The following is a 15,634-nucleotide window of genomic DNA, read 5'->3' as shown; positions in this document are numbered from 1 at the left end:
CCACCCCCCTCCCTCTCGGCCGCGACGCCGCCCGCTGGGCCCTGCTCCACCCCGCCCCCCACGACCGGCCCCGCATCACCGCCGAGCATCTCAGCCAGCGCGAGGGCAACCCCCTCTTCCGCGTCCGTTACGCCCACGCCCGCACCCGGGCCCTCCTGCGCAACGCCGCCGACCTGGGCTTCACCCCCGACCCCGGCCCGGTCACCGGCGCGGTGACCCACGCCGCGCCCGGCCCTCGGACCGCCACCCCGGGGAACGGCCCTAAGCCCGCCCCGGAAGTCGGCGAAGCCGGCTCAGCCACCCTCCTCGCCCCCCTCGCCGACCACCCCCGCATCCTCCTCGCCGCCGCCACCCACCGCACCCCCGACCGTCTGGCCCGGCATCTCGTCACCGTCGCCGATGCCCTGATGCCCCTGCTTCCCACCGTCCTGCCCCTCGGTGCGGAGAAACCCTCGGCCGCCCACCGTGCCCGGCTCGCCCTTGCCGAAGCCGCCGGGACGGTGCTGGCCGGTGGCCTGTCCCTGCTCGGCATCGACGCACCCGACCACCTCTAGGAAGCCCAAGACCCGTCATGAGCCGTTCCGCACATCCCGCCGGGCCCCGTCACGCCGACGTCCTCCCCGAGGGGCACTACTCCGCACCCCCCGCCGACCTCAACGCCCTCGACCCCAAGGTGTGGGCCGAGACCGTCAGCCGTGGCGACGACGGCGTCGTCCGCGTCGGCGGTATCGACGTCAAGCGGCTCGCCGAGGAGTTCGGCACCCCCGCCTACATCCTCGACGAGACCGACTTCCGCGCCCGGGCCCGCGCCTGGCGCACCGCCTTCGGCAGCGACGCCGACGTGTTCTACGCGGGGAAGGCCTTCCTGTCGCGTGCCGTCGTGCGGTGGCTGAACGAAGAAGGGCTGAACCTCGACGTCTGCTCCGGTGGCGAGCTGGCCACCGCGCTGTCCGCCGGGATGCCCGCCGACCGGATCGCCTTCCACGGCAACAACAAGTCCCCCCAGGAGATCCGCAGGGCCATCGAGGCCGGGGTCGGGCGGATCGTCCTCGACTCCTTCCAGGAGATCGTGCGGGTCGCGCACATCGCCCAGGAGCTCGGCAAGCGGCAGCGCGTGCAGATCCGTATCACCGTCGGTGTCGAGGCGCACACCCACGAGTTCATCGCCACCGCCCACGAGGACCAGAAGTTCGGCATCCCACTGGCCGGCGGGCAGGCCGCCGAGGCCGTGCGGCGGGCGCTGCAGCTCGACGGGCTGGAGCTCATCGGGATCCACTCCCACATCGGGTCGCAGATCTTCGACATGTCCGGGTTCGAGGTGGCCGCGCACCGCGTCGTCGGGCTGCTGAAGGACATCCGGGACGAGCACGGCGTCGAGCTGCCCGAGATCGACCTCGGCGGCGGGCTCGGCATCGCGTACACCAGCGACGACGACCCCCGCGAGCCGCACGAGATCGCCAAGGCGCTCACCGAGATCGTCACCCGTGAGTGCGAGGCCGCCAAGCTGCGCACGCCGCGGATCTCCGTCGAGCCCGGGCGGGCCATCGTCGGGCCGACCGCCTTCACGCTCTACGAGGTCGGCACCGTCAAGCCGCTCGACGGTCTGCGCACGTACGTCTCCGTCGACGGCGGCATGTCGGACAACATCCGCACCGCCCTGTACGACGCCGAGTACAGCGTCGCGCTCGTCTCCCGTGCCTCCGACGCCGAGCCGATGCTCACCCGGGTCGTCGGCAAGCACTGCGAGAGCGGTGACATCGTGGTGCGGGACGCCTTCCTGCCGGCCGATCTGGCGCCGGGCGACCTCATCGCCGTACCGGCGACGGGGGCGTACTGCCGGTCGATGGCCAGCAACTACAACCATGTGCTGCGCCCGCCCGTCGTCGCCGTCAGCGGCGGCGAGGCGCGCGTGATCGTCCGGCGGGAGACGGAGGAGGACCTCCTCCGGCTCGACGTCGGCTGAACCGCAACCACAAAGACCCACAAAGAGCCGCCGGAAGATCTCCCGTCTTCCCGGCCGCGAAAATGAAATACATGTCTCACGATCCGGACGAATGGCAGAAACTCCCGTCCGGTGAGTGAGACTGGTGCAACCGAGACGGTAATCAGGAAACGAGGTCGGATGATGCGTACGCGTCCGCTGAAGGTGGCGCTGCTGGGCTGTGGAGTGGTCGGCTCAGAGGTGGCGCGCATCATGACGACGCACGCCGACGACCTCGCCGCCCGCATCGGCGCCCCGGTGGAGCTCGCCGGGGTCGCCGTACGGCGGCCCGACAAGGTGCGTGAGGGCATCCCCGCGGAGCTCATCACCACCGACGCGACCGCCCTGGTCAAACGCGGCGACCTCGATGTCGTCGTCGAGGTCATCGGCGGGATCGAGCCCGCCCGCACGCTCATCACCACCGCCTTCGAGCACGGCGCCTCCGTCGTCTCCGCCAACAAGGCGCTGCTCGCCCAGGACGGCGCCGCGCTGCACGCCGCCGCCGAGGAGCAGGGCAAGGACCTCTACTACGAGGCCGCCGTCGCCGGTGCCATCCCGCTGATCCGCCCGCTGCGCGAGTCCCTCGCAGGCGACAAGGTCAACCGCGTGCTCGGCATCGTCAACGGCACCACCAACTTCATCCTCGACAAGATGGACTCCACCGGCGCCGGCTACCAGGAGGCGCTCGACGAGGCCACCGCGCTGGGCTACGCCGAGGCCGACCCCACCGCCGACGTCGAGGGCTTCGACGCCGCCGCCAAGGCCGCCATCCTCGCCGGGATCGCCTTCCACACGCGCGTGCGGCTCGACGACGTCTACCGCGAGGGCATGACCGAGGTCACCGCCGCCGACTTCGCCTCCGCGAAGGAGATGGGCTGCACCATCAAGCTGCTCGCCATCTGCGAGCGGGCCGAGGACGGCGCCTCCGTCACCGCGCGCGTGCACCCGGCCATGATCCCGCTCAGCCACCCGCTCGCCTCCGTGCGCGGCGCCTACAACGCCGTGTTCGTCGAGTCCGACGCGTCCGGGCAGCTGATGTTCTACGGCCCCGGCGCGGGCGGCTCCCCGACCGCCTCCGCCGTGCTCGGCGACCTCGTCGCCGTGTGCCGCAACCGGCTCAGCGGCACGACCGGACCGGGCGAGTCCGCGTACGCCGCGCTGCCCGTCTCGCCGATGGGCGAGGTCGTCACGCGGTACCACATCAGCCTGGACGTGGCCGACAAACCGGGCGTTCTCGCCCAGGTCGCTACCGTGTTCGCCGAGCACGGAGTGTCCATCGATACGGTGCGCCAGCAGGGCAAGGACGGCGAGGCCTCCCTCGTCGTCGTCACCCACCGCGCGTCCGACGCCGCCCTGAACGGGACCGTCGAGGCGCTGCGCAAGCTCGACACCGTGCGTGGTGTCGCCAGCATCATGCGGGTTGAAGGAGAGTAACCAGCAATGACCCACCAGTGGCGCGGAATCATCGAGGAGTACCGGGACCGGCTGCCGGTATCCGACACCACGCCGGTCGTGACGCTCCGCGAGGGCGGTACGCCGCTCGTGCCCGCGCAGGTGCTCTCCGAGCGCACGGGCTGCGAGGTCCACCTCAAGGTGGAGGGCGCGAACCCGACGGGGTCCTTCAAGGACCGCGGCATGACCATGGCCATCACCAGGGCCAAGGAGGAGGGCGCGAAGGCCGTCATCTGCGCCTCCACCGGCAACACCTCGGCGAGCGCCGCCGCGTACGCCGTGCGCGCGCAGATGGTCTCCGCCGTGCTCGTGCCGCAGGGCAAGATCGCGCTCGGCAAGATGGGCCAGGCCCTCGTGCACGGCGCGAAGATCCTCCAGGTCGACGGCAACTTCGACGACTGCCTCACGCTCGCCCGCGCGTTGAGCGAGAACTACCCCGTGGCGCTGGTCAATTCGGTCAACCCGGTGCGTATCGAGGGGCAGAAGACCGCCGCGTTCGAGATCGTGGACATGCTGGGCGACGCCCCCGACATCCACGTCCTCCCGGTGGGCAACGCGGGCAATATCACCGCGTATTGGAAGGGGTACCGCGAGTACGCCGCCGACGGTGTGGCCACCAGGAAGCCCCAGATGTGGGGTTTCCAGGCCTCCGGCTCGGCGCCCATCGTGCGCGGCGAGGTCGTCAAGGACCCCTCGACCATCGCGACCGCGATTCGCATCGGCAACCCGGCCTCCTGGCAGTACGCGCTCGCCGCGCGCGACGAGTCCGGCGGGTTCATCGACGAGGTGACGGACCGTGAGATCCTGCGCGCCTACCGGCTGTTGGCCTCCCAGGAGGGCGTCTTCGTCGAGCCCGCCTCGGCCGCGTCGGTCGCCGGTCTGCTGAAGGCCGCCGAGCAGGGCAAGGTCGACCCGGGCCAGCGCATCGTGTGCACCGTCACCGGCAACGGCCTGAAGGACCCCGACTGGGCCGTCGCCGGCGCCCCGCAGCCGGTCACCGTCCCGGTCGACGCGGCGACGGCCGCCGAGCGGCTCGGGCTGGTCTAGCAACTCCGGGACAAGCCCTGGCACATCCGGCGTAGGACGGCGTTCACCCGGGGACGTTCTCCACAGGGGGTGCACAGGGGGCTTACGACACGCATCGTGCGCCTCCTGTGCGCCCTATGTCGCCACTGAACCTTCCTTCGATAGGCTGTACTGAACCCGCCTGCCGCATATGCCGCGGCACTGCGTCGTCTCCACGTCGTCCGACGGGGTCCGGAAGCGGCCCCAGCGGGTCTCCCGTACGTCATCGAATGTCATTCGACAGTCACGCAGCTCAAGGAGAGTCATCGAGAGATGGCCGGTCCCGCGTTCCGCGCCGCCGCCGTCCGGGTGCGCGTCCCCGCCACCAGCGCCAACCTCGGCCCGGGTTTCGACGCCCTCGGCCTCGCGCTGGGCTTGTACGACGACGTGGTCGTCCGGGTGGCCGACTCCGGGCTGCACATCGACATCGCCGGCGAGGGCAGCGAGACCCTCCCGCGCGACGAGAGTCATCTCCTCGTACGCTCCCTGCGCACCGCCTTCGACCTGCTCGGCGGACAGCCGCGCGGCCTCGAGATCGTCTGCGCCAACCGCATCCCGCACGGCCGGGGCCTCGGCTCCTCCTCGGCCGCCATCTGCGCCGGAATCGTCGCCGCCCGCGCCGTCACCATAGGCGCCGAGGCCCGGCTCGACGACACCGCGCTGCTGGAGCTCGCCACCGAGATCGAGGGCCACCCCGACAACGTCGCCGCCTGCCTGCTCGGCGGCTTCACCCTCTCCTGGATGGAGGGCGGCGCGGCCCGCGCCATCAGGATGGATCCGGCCGATTCCATCGTTCCGGTGGTTTTCGTCCCCGGGAAGCCGGTCCTCACCGAGACCGCCCGCGGCCTGCTCCCGCGCAGCGTGCCGCATGTCGACGCCGCCGCCAACGCGGGCCGAGCCGCCCTGCTCGTCGAGGCCCTGACCAGGCGCCCCGAGCTGCTGCTGCCCGCCACCGAGGACCGCCTCCACCAGGAGTACCGCGCGCCGGCCATGCCGGAGAGCGCCGCGCTGGTGGAGCGACTGCGGGGAGACGGCATCCCCGCGGTGATCTCCGGCGCCGGGCCCACGGTCATGGCGCTGGCCGACGCGGAGAGCGCCGACAAGGTCGAAGCGCTGGCCGGCACCGACTGGGCCGCCAACCGGCTCAGCCTCGATGCCCAGGGCGCGAGCGTGCTGCCGCTCGCCACCTGACACACGGTTGCCGGATTACGAGAGGGGGAATGTTTGTTGGATCCGGTAGTGTTAATCTCAAGTCTGCACCCGACCCCACCATGGCGAGGTGCCTCGTGTCCCCGTCCGGGACAGACATTCTTCCGGGAGCCCCCGAAGCCGCACTGTGTTCTCTGCACCGTTGACTGCCTCACCCGCAGGCACGACGTCGTACGCGAACACTGAACGGCCCGCCGGGCACGCTTCGGAACCGGTGCGACCACGCCACGTGACACTGGGTGCCACGGCTCGAGGAAGCGCCATCACCAGATATTTCCTCCGCCGCTTAGGCGGACCACCGCCCCGGCACGGTTCACACACCAAGGACCGAAGCCGGACAGCACAACCGGTCGCCGAGCCAGACAGGCCGACGTCCGCTCCAGGGAAGGACCCTTCGTGAGCGACACCACCGATCTGATGGGCGCACGTGTCGAGGAGACCGCTGCCGCGCCCGCCACGGACGCCTCCGCGCCTGCATCCGGTGCCGGCTCCCGGCGGCGCCGCGGTACCGGCCTCGAGGGCATGGTGCTGGCCGAGCTGCAGCAGGTCGCATCCGGCCTCGGCATCAGGGGCACCGCGCGTATGCGCAAGAGCCAGCTGATCGAGGTCATCAAGGAGGCACAGGCCGCGGGAGGCAGCGCCCCCGCCAAGGCCGACGCCCCGGCCGACGCCTCAGCCGATGCCGAACGCCCCGTCGGGGGGCTCGGGTGACGGCACGGCGTCCTCGTCCCGCACGGGCCGGGCGTCGCGCACGAACTCCTTGAGAGCGGCCCCGTACGCGACGCGGGCGGGAAAGGCGTCGGCGGCGGTGAGCCGGCTCAGCGCGGCGACGTCCAGCGGCCGGTGCGAGGCGGCCAGCACCGCGTTCCCGAACCGCCGCCCACGCAGCACACCGGGCTCCGCGATCAGCACCAGTTCCTCGAACCGCGTACCGAGGGTGGCGAGCTGGGACCGCAGGAAGGCGAACGGCGCCGCATCCGGAAGATTGGCGAGATAGGCCCCGCCCTCCCTCAACACCCGCGCCACCTCGCGCACATAGCCGACGGACGTCAGATGCGCCGGAACGCGCGAACCGCCGAACACGTCCCCCACGACGACGTCCGCACTGCCGTCCGGGGCGCGCTCCAGCCAGTCCCGGGCATCCGCCGCGTGCAGCACGATCCCGGCCCCCTCGGGCCACGGCAGATGCTCCGCGACCAGTCGCAGCAACTCACCGTCGGCGTCGACGACATGCTGCCGCGAACCGGGCCGGGTCACCGCCACGTACCGCGGCAGGGTGAGCGCCCCGGCCCCGAGATGCACCACGTCCAGCGCACGCCCCGGCGCACCGAGGACGTCCAGCGCGTGCCCGAGCCGCCGCGCGTACTCGAACTCCAGATGCGCGGGATCATCCAGATCGACGTACGACTGCGGCGCCCCGTCCACGGTCAGCAGCCAGGCCCGCGCCCGATCGACATCGGGCATGAGCTTGGCGGTCCCGTGATCGGTGACCCTGGTGACAGGTACGGCTTCGTCCACCGTCCCATTGTGCCGGGCTGCAGCGCCCCGTCGGGGGCGCGGGGAACTGCGCGACCAGCCACGAACCGGCCGGCAGTCCCCCACGCACACGCACCACCCCTCACAGAAGGGCACTCACCGTCCCCGCCCCGACAGTCCGCCCACCCTCACGGATGGCGAACCCGAGCCCCGGCTCCAACGGCACGTCCCGCCCCAGCTCGACGGTCATCGTGATCGTCTCCCCGGGCCTGGCCACACCCACCTCACCGAGGTCGATGTCCCCCACCACATCCGCCGTACGGATGTAGAACTGGGGCCGGTACCCGGACGTGACCGGTGTCGTCCGCCCGCCCTCACGCGCGGACAGCACATACACCTGCGCGGTGAACCGCCGGCTCGGCACGACACTCCCCGGCGCGGCCACCACATGCCCGCGCCGTACCGCGTCACGCGGCACGCCCCGCAGCAGCAGCGCCACGTTGTCCCCGGCCTGCGCCTCCTCCATCGGCTTGCCGAAGGTCTCGACGCCGGTGACGACCGTCTCGACGGACGCCCCCAGCACCTCGACCCGCTCACCGACCCGCACGGTCCCCCGCTCCACCGCACCGGTGACGACGGTCCCCCGCCCGGTGATGGTGAGCACGTTCTCGACGGACAGCAGGAACGGCGCATCGAGGTACCGCTCCGGCATCGGCACATACGTGTCCACGGCGTCGAGCAGCGCGTCGATGGACGCCGTCCAGCGGGGGTCGCCCTCCAGTGCCTTGAGCCCCGAGACCCGTACGACGGGCGCGGAGTCACCCCCGTACCCGTGCGCGGAGAGCAGGTCGCGGACCTCCAGCTCGACGAGGTCGGTGAGCTCCTCGTCGCCCGCGTCGGCCTTGTTGAGGGCGACGACGATGTGGTCGACGCCCACCTGCCGGGCGAGCAGGACGTGTTCGGCGGTCTGCGGCATGATCCCGTCGAGCGCGGAGACGACGAGGATGGCCCCGTCGAGCTGCGCCGCGCCGGTGACCATGTTCTTGACGTAGTCGGCGTGGCCGGGCATGTCGACGTGCGCGTAGTGCCGGGTGTCGGTCTCGTACTCGACGTGCGCGATGTTGATGGTGATGCCGCGGGCGGCCTCCTCCGGCGCCCGGTCGATGCGGTCGAACGGCACGAACGTGCCGGCGCCCCGCTCGGCCAGGACCTTGGTGATGGCGGCGGTCAGGGTGGTCTTGCCGTGGTCGACATGGCCCATCGTGCCGATGTTGAGATGTGGTTTGGTGCGGACGTACGCCGTCTTGGACATGGCGGTACCTCGAAGCCTGGTGAAGGTGAAGGCGGGGACCCCGGTGACCGGCCGACCCTCCCCCTGCGGGGTCCGCCGGAACGATCCGGAGAGGGTCAGCTTCGGGCGCCGTCGACGGCGGCCAGGAAGAAGAAGACGGCAGCCTTCGGGGCATCCGCGGCGGCGGATGCGGCGAGGTGGAAGGCGTACCGGAACATGACGACGATCATTGCCGACGCGCCATCGTTCGTCGAACGAATTTCCATCGCTCGCCGAACCCGCCGATCAGTCACCGATGTTCTTGAGCGCCTCCCGTACCGACAGCGGCGCCAGGCGCTCCCGGTGCTCGGCCACGAACGCCCGTACGGCCTCCGGGTCGGTCTTGGCGTACTCGCGCAGGCACCAGCCGACGGCCTTGCGGATGAAGAAGTCCGGGTGGCCGGACTGGCGCAGGCAGTAGCCGAAGAGCCGTTCGGTGTCGGTGCGCTCCTTGTAGCGCAGCTGGTGGAGCAGGGCGGTGCGGGCGAGCCACAGGTCGTCGTCGGCGATCCACTCGTCCATGACGGCCGTGAGCTTCGGGTCGGCGGTGACCAGCGGGCCGACGACATGCGCGGCGAGCAGGTCGACGGTGTCCCACCAGGGCTCGGTGGTGACGAGACGCCGGACGACGGGCAGGAAGCCGGAGGAGCAGCGGCGTACATGGCGGCGCAGGTAGTCCACCGCGAAGTACCGGTACTCCCGCTCGGGCAGGTCCCAGCAGCGCAGGGCGATCGCGGTGCAGTCGGCCTCGTCGGGCAGGGGCAGGCCCTCCACGACGGTGCGGTCCAGGGCGCGGCGGATCGGGGCGGTCAGGCCCAGGAAGGGGGCGATGTCCTTCATGTACGCCCGGATCGCCCCCGCTCGTTCCGGGTCGGCGGCGGGCAGGTACGCGGCGATGAGCCGCTCCAGCACGGTGTCCGCGAGCGCGCTGTCCGGTGTGCGCGGTGTTCGCTTCCCTGTGACACCCATGAGACGAACACTACGGCGATCACACACATATGTCGGTTAGTGTCACCGGATGCTCGATGCCACCACCCGCTCTGGCGGCACCGCCACGGCCTCTCCCCGGGCCGCGGCAACGGATCTCGCCGTGCCCGAAGGCGCGCTCGGCCCCGTCCCCGCGGCGCCGCGGCTCGCGGCCCGCTGCGCGAGAGTCCTGCTCTCGCCGTGGTCGCGGCTGTCCCTGCTCGTCGTGCTGCTGGCCTCCGCCGCGTCGATGGTGCTGCTGTTCGAGCCGCAGAGACTGCTGACGGACGGCTGGCCACCGCATCTGTCCGGTGCGGCGGCGGTCGTGGCGTACGCGGTGGCGTACGGGGTGTGCACGGTGGCGTTCGTGCCGCGCCCGCTGCTGAACCTCGCCGCCGGCGCGCTGTTCGGCACGCAGCTGGGCCTGGGCTCCGCTCTCGCCGGGACGGTGCTCGGCGCCGGGATCGCGTTCTGCCTGGGCCGGGCGCTCGGCCAGGACGCGCTGCGTCCGCTGCTGCGCGGGCGGCTGCTGAAGGCGGCGGACCATCAGCTCAGCCGGCACGGCTTCCGCTCGATGCTGGCCACGCGGCTGTTCCCCGGCGTACCGTTCGCCGCCGCGAACTACTGCGCGGCCGTCTCCCGGATGGGGCTGCTGCCGTTCCTGCTGGCGACGGCGCTCGGCTCGATCCCGAACACCGCCGCCTACGTGGTCGCCGGCGCCCGCGCCTCGACGCCGACGTCACCGGCCTTTCTGATCGCGCTGGCCTGTATCGCCGTACCGGGCCTGGTGGGCGCGGTGGTGGCATGGCGCAAACGACACCGGCTGCGGGGACACTGACGGCTCGTCACCGTCCGGAGCCCGTCGCTCGGGGTCGCGCGTCACTGTGCCGCCTGCGTCGCTCCGGAAGCGCACCGTTCCGCCGCGTCCGTCAGACCGCCTCCAGAATCATCGCGTTGGCGAGTCCGCCCGCCTCGCACATGGTCTGCAGGGCGTAGCGTGCGCCGCGTTCGCGCATCGCGTGGACCAGGGTGGTCGTGAGCCGGGTGCCGCTGGCGCCCAGCGGATGGCCGAGGGCGATCGCGCCGCCGTGCACGTTGACCTTGGCGAGGTCGGCGCCGGTCTCCTGCTGCCAGGCCAGGACGACGCTGGAGAACGCCTCGTTGACCTCGAACAGGTCGATGTCGTCGAGGGACAGGGAGGCGCGGCGCAGGACCTTCTCGGTGGCGGGGACGACGCCGGTGAGCATGAGCAGCGGGTCGGATCCGGTCACGGCGAAGCTGTGCAGCCGGGCGAGGGGGCGCAGGCCGAGGCGGGCCGCGGTCTCGCTCGACGTGACGAGGACGGCCGAGGCGCCGTCGTTGACGGGGCTGGCGTTGCCGGCCGTGACGTTCCACTCGATCTGCGGGAAGCGCTCGGCGAAGGCCGGGTCGTGGTAGGCGGGCCTGAGACCGGCGAGGACTTCCGGGGCGGTGTCCGGCCTGACGCACTCGTCGCGGGTGACGCCCGCGAGCGGCGCGACCTCGGCGTCGAACAACCCCGTGTCCCAGGCGGCCGCCGCCTTGCGGTGCGAGGAGACGGCGAAGGCGTCCATCCGCTCACGGGTGAGGGACCACTTGGCGGCGATGAGCTCGGCGCTGATGCCCTGCGGGACGAGTCCTTCGGGGTAGCGCTCGGCCACCCCGGGGCCGAAGGGGTCGGCGCCCGGGGGCACGTTGGACCACATCGGGACCCGGCTCATCGACTCCACGCCACAGGCGACGACCAGGTCGTACGCCCCTGACATGACGCCCTGGGCCGCGAAGTGCACGGCCTGCTGGGAGGAGCCGCACTGGCGGTCCACGGTGGTCGCCGGAACCGACTCCGGGAAGCCGGCCGACAAGGCGGCGTAGCGGGTGGTGTTCATGGCCTGCTCGCCGACCTGGTCGACGGTGCCGCCGATGACGTCGTCGATCAGTTCGGGGTCGACGCCGGACCTCTCCACGAGGGTGCGCAGGGTGTGGGCGAGGAGTTCGACGGGGTGGACGTGGGCGAGGGCGCCGCCTGGCTTGCCCTTGCCGATCGGGGTGCGTACGGCTTCGACGACGACTGCGTCACGCATGGTGCGGGCCTCCTTGGCCGTCCGGGCGGTGAGCGGTGCGGTGACCGCGGCGATTACCAGTGAGTAGGAAATCCGAACTCACCATAGCCGCGTTAGTTGGAAAATCCAACCCTCCCCTAGACTTGCCGTATGGCCGCCCCCAAGGAACCGCGCCCCTGCTCGATCGCCGACACGCTCGCCCTGGTCGGCGAGAAGTACTCCCTGCTCGTCCTGCGCGAGGTGTGTCTCGGGAACGGTCGGTTCGACCAGCTGGTGCGCAACATCGGCGCGCCGCGCGACATCCTGGCCACCCGGCTCAAGCGGCTCGTCGAGGCGGGGATCCTGACCAAGCGCCTCTACAGCGAACGCCCGCAGCGCTTCGAGTACCGGCCCACACGGGCGGGCCTGGAGCTGGAGCCGGTGCTGCTGACCCTGATGGAGTGGGGCAACCGCCATCTGCGTCCGGACGGCGACCGGCCCATGGTGCTGGAGCACATCTGCGGCCACGAACTGGTCCCGGTCGTCACCTGCCGCGCCTGCGGGGACCCGGTGCGCCACGAGGATCTGACGCCCCATCCGCAGTCACCGGGCTGGACGGTGAGCGGCCCGACGGCGGCCTGAGCACCGCCCCCGCGGCCCCTGTGCCGGGGTCGTCACCCGGGGACGCTACGCTTCCCCCGCGGCACGCCTGATCATCGATCACCGCTCGAGCGGCGGTTCGGTGTGCCCGTCGCCCGTTCCACGATCGGCACTTGGACTCCGCTACCTCATGTCTTGGTTTGAATCCCTCATCCTCGGACTCGTCCAGGGGCTGACCGAGTTCCTCCCCGTGTCCTCCAGCGCGCATCTGCGGCTGACCGCGGCCTTCTCCGGCTGGGAGGACCCCGGCGCTGCCTTCACCGCGATCACGCAGATCGGCACGGAGACGGCGGTGCTGATCTACTTCCGCAAGGACATCGGGCGGATCCTGTCGGCCTGGACGCGCTCGCTGACCGACAAGGAGATGCGCCGGGACAACGACGCGCGGATGGGCTGGCTCGTCATCGTCGGCTCCATCCCCATCGGCGTCCTGGGTGTGACGCTCAAGGACCAGATCGAGGGCCCGTTCCGGGATCTGCGGATCACCGCCACCATGCTGATCGGCATGGGCATCGTGCTCGGCATCGCCGACCGGCTCGCCGCGCGGGACGAGAGCGGGGGCCGGCACCGCGCGGCCAAGCAGCGCAAGGAACTGACGGACCTGAGCGTCAAGGACGGTCTCATCTACGGCGTCTGCCAGGCCATGGCGCTCATCCCCGGCGTCTCCCGCTCCGGTGCCACCATCAGCGGTGGCCTGTTCATGGGCTACAGGCGCGAGGCGGCGGCCCGCTACTCGTTCCTCCTCGCGATCCCCGCGGTGCTCGCCTCCGGCCTGTTCGAGCTGAAGGACGCCGCCGAGGGCGGACACGTCTCCTGGGGACCGACGGCCTTCGCGACGGTCATCGCCTTCGCGACCGGATATGCCGTCATCGCGTGGTTCATGAAGTTCATTTCGACCAAGAGCTTCATGCCGTTCGTCTGGTACCGCATCGCGCTCGGCATCCTCATCATCGTGCTGGTCAGCACGGGCGCGCTGAGCCCCGACGCGGGCGAACCGGCGCACTGACCGAACCGTTACCGGCCGTGTGACCGTCCGGTAGCGCGCTGTCAGTGCCTGGCCCTAGGCTTGTCCGCATGTCCCCCGATTTAACGACCCCTGGTTCCGTGCGGTCCGCCGCCGAGATCAACGAGCAGATCCGCGCGCTGTGGCTGCGCGCGGGTGGCTCGCTGTCACCGCGGGAGCGAGCGGAGTACGAGCTCCTGGTGATCGAGTGGGCGGCGGCGATCCGCGGCACGGTCATCGAGGCCGCTTGAGCGCCGCGTCCCCCTCGGGCGCTCAGCGCCCGCCGGCCACCCGCAGCACCGTCCCCGTGGTGTACGAGGCGTCCGGCGACATCAGCCAGGCCACGGCCGCGGCGATCTCCTCGGCCCGCCCGGCGCGGCGCAGAGGCACCGCGGCGCCGATCTCCCGGGCCCGGTCCGGCGCCCCCATGGCGGCGTGCATGTCCGTGTCGACGACTCCCGGCGCGACCGCGTTGACCCGGATCCCGTCCGGTCCGAGCTCCTTGGCCAGACCCACCGTCAGCGCGTCCACGGCGGCCTTGGTCGCCGCGTAGTGGACGTACTCGCCGGGGCTGCCCAGCGTGGCAGCGCCCGACGAGATGTTGACGATCACGCCCTCGCCCCTGGGTGTCATCAGCTGGGCGGCACGGCGCGAACACAGCAGTGTCCCCATGAGGTTCACGTCCACGACGCGGCGCAGCGTGTCGGTGCCGACGTCGGCGAACCGTCCCAGCGGCCCGGTCACCGCGGCGTTGTTCACCAGCCCCGTCACCGGCCCCAGTTCCCGCAGGGCCACGTCGAAGAGCCGCTCGACGTCCGCCTCGACGGAGGTGTCACCCCGCACGGCGACGGCCCGCGCCCCCGCCGCGCGCACCCCGTCCACCACCTTCTCGGCGGCCGCGGCATCCCGCACGTAGCCCACGACCACGTCGTGCCCCTCGGCCGCCAGCCGCAGACAGACCGCGGCCCCGATCCCCCGGCTCCCACCGGTGACCACGGTGACGAGACGCTTCATGGCTTCCTCCTGGCGACGACTCGAAGATCCCTAGGCTCGCAGATGGGCGAGGACGTCCGCGTCGAGGGGGTAGGGCCGCTCGTCGGGCAGCAGAGCGGCAGCCTTGTCGAGCTCACCGGCGCGCACCCGCGCGTGGATCTCCGTGGCGAGCGGCGTGATGTCCTCGATGCCCACGATCCACTCGTCGGCGTACCGGGCGGCGGCCTCCCCGGCGAGCCCGAGCTGCAGTGAGCGGTACGGCAACGGGTCGAAGCGCAGGTCCCGTTCCGGGTCCCACTGCACGCGCGCGGGCGCCTGCCGCAACTGCCGCTTCCAGCCGGCCTCGTCACCGTGCAGGACGGGCACGTGGTGCGACAGGCAGGCGTGGCGCAGCGCCCAGACGAATCCCTCGCGGCTGATCTCCACGGCGAGGACGGTCTCCTGGTCCTTCTTCGTGCCCCAGCCGCAGCGGTACATCATCCACAGGAAGGACGGCTTGATCCAGGTCATGCGCTCCCGGCTCCAGGACGACGGGAAGCGGCCGTCGCGGGCCGCTGCATGACCGATCTGCGGGCGGTACGCCTGGTAGACGGTGACGGTGGACTCGGTGTGGTGGGCGCGCACCTCGAAGCGGGGACGCTGTGCGGTCGGTTGATCGTTCACGCCGTCAAGACTCGCCCCGGCGGTCTGCGGGCGGCCAGTGATTTTTCCGGTGCGCGCAGAGGCCTTGGCTCCCGTGCGCCGCATGGTCAACACTGAGGCGATGACACAGCGTGCGGAGCTCGCGACCGTGAGAGATCGGCCGGCCGTGGACGCGCTCGTCACCGAGTACGCGGTGGCGGTCGAAGACGGAGGTCCGGCCGTGCTCGACTTCGTGTGCGGCGGGCGGTACGCGTTCGGCATGGTGCGGACGTATGACGGCTGGCGGCTGAGCGAGGTGGTCGCGCGGGAGAAGTCGCGGCGCCTTGCCGATCGGCGGGCCGCCGATGTGATCAACTGAGCCGACGTGCCCGCTCGCCGATCGACGCGCCCTGTCGCGGATCATCGTCGGGGCGCACACTGGAGGCAGCACGGGGTAGAGAGGCGCCTATGAAGACGCTCGGCCACTGGCTCGCCTCCCCGTGGCGGCGCTCGCTCGCCGCCACGGTGTCGGGCGCGCTGCCCGTCCTCGCCTTTCCCGCCCCGGGCCTGTGGTGGTTCGCTTACGGGGCGCTGGTGCCGTGGATCCTGCTGGCACGCGGCGCGCCCACGGGCAGGCGGGCGTTGTGGGACGGCTGGTGGGGCGGGTTCGGCTTCATGCTGGCCATGCACCACTGGCTGCTGCCGAACCTGCATGTGTTCACCTTCGTCATCGCCGCGCTGCTCGGCGCGCTGTGGGCGCCGTGGGGCTGGCTGGTGCGCCGGCTGCTGGGCGGGGCGCCGTCGGGGCGGGCGGTGGCGGC

At 71.6% G+C, this 15,634-nt stretch carries 17 protein-coding genes and 1 pseudogene; 12 read left to right on the top strand and 6 right to left on the bottom strand.

What is annotated here, in order from left to right:
* The 6 genes from N4P33_RS22140 to N4P33_RS22115 all read left to right on the top strand — a co-directional run.
* The coding region (locus N4P33_RS22140; RefSeq protein WP_260828387.1) for a DALR anticodon-binding domain-containing protein at positions 1 to 554 on the top strand (554 nt) is incomplete at its 5' end.
* Between the two features lie 17 nt (positions 555 to 571).
* Entirely contained in the window at positions 572 to 1,963 is a 1,392-nt protein-coding gene (gene lysA, locus N4P33_RS22135) for a diaminopimelate decarboxylase (protein WP_260828386.1), read from the top strand.
* Positions 1,964 to 2,122: 159 nt separating this feature from the next.
* Positions 2,123 to 3,415, top strand: a complete 1,293-nt coding sequence (locus tag N4P33_RS22130; RefSeq protein WP_260828385.1) for a homoserine dehydrogenase — start codon at positions 2,123 to 2,125, stop codon at positions 3,413 to 3,415.
* 6 nt (positions 3,416 to 3,421) lie between these two features.
* Positions 3,422 to 4,480, top strand: a complete 1,059-nt coding sequence (thrC, locus tag N4P33_RS22125) for a threonine synthase (protein WP_260828384.1) — start codon at positions 3,422 to 3,424, stop codon at positions 4,478 to 4,480.
* 291 nt (positions 4,481 to 4,771) lie between these two features.
* Positions 4,772 to 5,689 (top strand): homoserine kinase, encoded by a 918-nt coding sequence (gene thrB / locus N4P33_RS22120; protein ID WP_260828383.1) that lies wholly within the window; start codon positions 4,772 to 4,774, stop codon positions 5,687 to 5,689.
* A gap of 414 nt (positions 5,690 to 6,103) precedes the next feature.
* On the top strand, positions 6,104 to 6,418 hold the full coding sequence (locus tag N4P33_RS22115) for a Rho termination factor N-terminal domain-containing protein (protein ID WP_399029920.1): 315 nt from the start codon (positions 6,104 to 6,106) through the stop codon (positions 6,416 to 6,418).
* Here N4P33_RS22115 and N4P33_RS22110 read toward each other — a convergent pair.
* The 3 genes from N4P33_RS22110 to N4P33_RS22100 all read right to left on the bottom strand — a co-directional run bounded on the left by N4P33_RS22110 (position 6,380) and on the right by N4P33_RS22100 (position 9,482).
* A complete protein-coding gene (locus N4P33_RS22110; protein WP_260828382.1) occupies positions 6,380 to 7,225 on the bottom strand; it encodes a spermidine synthase in 846 nt (281 codons plus the stop codon). The two genes, N4P33_RS22115 and N4P33_RS22110, sit on opposite strands and share 39 nt — an antisense overlap.
* 100 nt (positions 7,226 to 7,325) lie before the next feature.
* Positions 7,326 to 8,495 carry an elongation factor Tu gene (gene tuf, locus N4P33_RS22105; protein WP_260828381.1) on the bottom strand — a complete coding sequence of 390 codons (1,170 nt, stop codon included), beginning with the start codon at positions 8,493 to 8,495 and terminating at the stop codon, positions 7,326 to 7,328.
* Positions 8,496 to 8,759: 264 nt separating this feature from the next.
* Entirely contained in the window at positions 8,760 to 9,482 is a 723-nt protein-coding gene (locus N4P33_RS22100) for a DNA alkylation repair protein (protein ID WP_260828380.1), read from the bottom strand.
* A gap of 49 nt (positions 9,483 to 9,531) precedes the next feature.
* Between N4P33_RS22100 and N4P33_RS22095 the strand changes: the two genes are divergently transcribed.
* Positions 9,532 to 10,317 carry a TVP38/TMEM64 family protein gene (locus N4P33_RS22095; RefSeq protein ID WP_260828379.1) on the top strand — a complete coding sequence of 262 codons (786 nt, stop codon included), beginning with the start codon at positions 9,532 to 9,534 and terminating at the stop codon, positions 10,315 to 10,317.
* 91 nt (positions 10,318 to 10,408) lie between these two features.
* Here N4P33_RS22095 and N4P33_RS22090 read toward each other — a convergent pair whose 3' ends face one another.
* Positions 10,409 to 11,578 (bottom strand): thiolase family protein, encoded by a 1,170-nt coding sequence (locus N4P33_RS22090; protein ID WP_260828378.1) that lies wholly within the window; start codon positions 11,576 to 11,578, stop codon positions 10,409 to 10,411.
* A gap of 129 nt (positions 11,579 to 11,707) precedes the next feature.
* On the opposite strand from N4P33_RS22090, the gene N4P33_RS22085 reads away from it, so the two are divergent.
* The 3 genes from N4P33_RS22085 (at position 11,708) to N4P33_RS22075 (ending at position 13,450) form a co-directional block, all read left to right on the top strand.
* A complete protein-coding gene (locus tag N4P33_RS22085) occupies positions 11,708 to 12,178 on the top strand; it encodes a helix-turn-helix domain-containing protein (RefSeq protein WP_260828377.1) in 471 nt (156 codons plus the stop codon).
* A 148-nt stretch (positions 12,179 to 12,326) separates the two neighbouring features.
* Positions 12,327 to 13,202 carry an undecaprenyl-diphosphate phosphatase gene (locus N4P33_RS22080; protein WP_260828376.1) on the top strand — a complete coding sequence of 292 codons (876 nt, stop codon included), beginning with the start codon at positions 12,327 to 12,329 and terminating at the stop codon, positions 13,200 to 13,202.
* Between the two features lie 68 nt (positions 13,203 to 13,270).
* A complete protein-coding gene (locus tag N4P33_RS22075; protein WP_260828375.1) occupies positions 13,271 to 13,450 on the top strand; it encodes a hypothetical protein in 180 nt (59 codons plus the stop codon).
* 22 nt (positions 13,451 to 13,472) lie between these two features.
* Here N4P33_RS22075 and N4P33_RS22070 read toward each other — a convergent pair whose 3' ends face one another.
* A complete protein-coding gene (locus N4P33_RS22070; RefSeq protein ID WP_260828374.1) occupies positions 13,473 to 14,213 on the bottom strand; it encodes an SDR family NAD(P)-dependent oxidoreductase in 741 nt (246 codons plus the stop codon).
* Between the two features lie 30 nt (positions 14,214 to 14,243).
* The gene (locus N4P33_RS22065; protein WP_260828373.1) at positions 14,244 to 14,855 is read right to left on the bottom strand and encodes a DUF4291 domain-containing protein; all 612 of its coding nucleotides are present in this window, start codon (positions 14,853 to 14,855) and stop codon (positions 14,244 to 14,246) included.
* 100 nt (positions 14,856 to 14,955) lie between these two features.
* Here N4P33_RS22065 and N4P33_RS22060 point away from each other — a divergent pair, with 100 nt between their 5' ends.
* Together N4P33_RS22060 and N4P33_RS22055 are read left to right on the top strand one after the other, a co-directional pair.
* Positions 14,956 to 15,192, top strand: coding sequence for a hypothetical protein (locus N4P33_RS22060; RefSeq protein ID WP_260828372.1), 237 nt, complete (start codon positions 14,956 to 14,958; stop codon positions 15,190 to 15,192).
* Between the two features lie 89 nt (positions 15,193 to 15,281).
* Positions 15,282 to 15,634: pseudogene (locus tag N4P33_RS22055) on the top strand (apolipoprotein N-acyltransferase); the annotation flags it as partial.

The organism is Streptomyces sp. 15-116A (assembly GCF_025290915.1).
GTDB lineage: Bacteria > Actinomycetota > Actinomycetes > Streptomycetales > Streptomycetaceae > Streptomyces.
This window is presented reverse-complemented; position numbering and strand designations above follow the sequence as displayed.

What these genes read in the sequence shown, in the direction of transcription:
- tuf (WP_260828381.1), bottom strand. Translation starts at nt 8,495, where the DNA reads ATGTCCAAGACGGCGTACGTCCGCACCAAACCACATCTCAACATCGGC.
- N4P33_RS22090 (WP_260828378.1), bottom strand. Translation starts at nt 11,578, where the DNA reads ATGCGTGACGCAGTCGTCGTCGAAGCCGTACGCACCCCGATCGGCAAG.
- N4P33_RS22075 (WP_260828375.1), top strand. Translation starts at nt 13,271, where the DNA reads ATGTCCCCCGATTTAACGACCCCTGGTTCCGTGCGGTCCGCCGCCGAG.
- N4P33_RS22100 (WP_260828380.1), bottom strand. Translation starts at nt 9,482, where the DNA reads ATGGGTGTCACAGGGAAGCGAACACCGCGCACACCGGACAGCGCGCTC.
- N4P33_RS22095 (WP_260828379.1), top strand. Translation starts at nt 9,532, where the DNA reads ATGCTCGATGCCACCACCCGCTCTGGCGGCACCGCCACGGCCTCTCCC.
- lysA (WP_260828386.1), top strand. Translation starts at nt 572, where the DNA reads ATGAGCCGTTCCGCACATCCCGCCGGGCCCCGTCACGCCGACGTCCTC.
- N4P33_RS22070 (WP_260828374.1), bottom strand. Translation starts at nt 14,213, where the DNA reads ATGAAGCGTCTCGTCACCGTGGTCACCGGTGGGAGCCGGGGGATCGGG.
- N4P33_RS22085 (WP_260828377.1), top strand. Translation starts at nt 11,708, where the DNA reads ATGGCCGCCCCCAAGGAACCGCGCCCCTGCTCGATCGCCGACACGCTC.
- thrB (WP_260828383.1), top strand. Translation starts at nt 4,772, where the DNA reads ATGGCCGGTCCCGCGTTCCGCGCCGCCGCCGTCCGGGTGCGCGTCCCC.
- thrC (WP_260828384.1), top strand. Translation starts at nt 3,422, where the DNA reads ATGACCCACCAGTGGCGCGGAATCATCGAGGAGTACCGGGACCGGCTG.
- N4P33_RS22130 (WP_260828385.1), top strand. Translation starts at nt 2,123, where the DNA reads ATGATGCGTACGCGTCCGCTGAAGGTGGCGCTGCTGGGCTGTGGAGTG.
- N4P33_RS22080 (WP_260828376.1), top strand. Translation starts at nt 12,327, where the DNA reads ATGTCTTGGTTTGAATCCCTCATCCTCGGACTCGTCCAGGGGCTGACC.
- N4P33_RS22060 (WP_260828372.1), top strand. Translation starts at nt 14,956, where the DNA reads ATGACACAGCGTGCGGAGCTCGCGACCGTGAGAGATCGGCCGGCCGTG.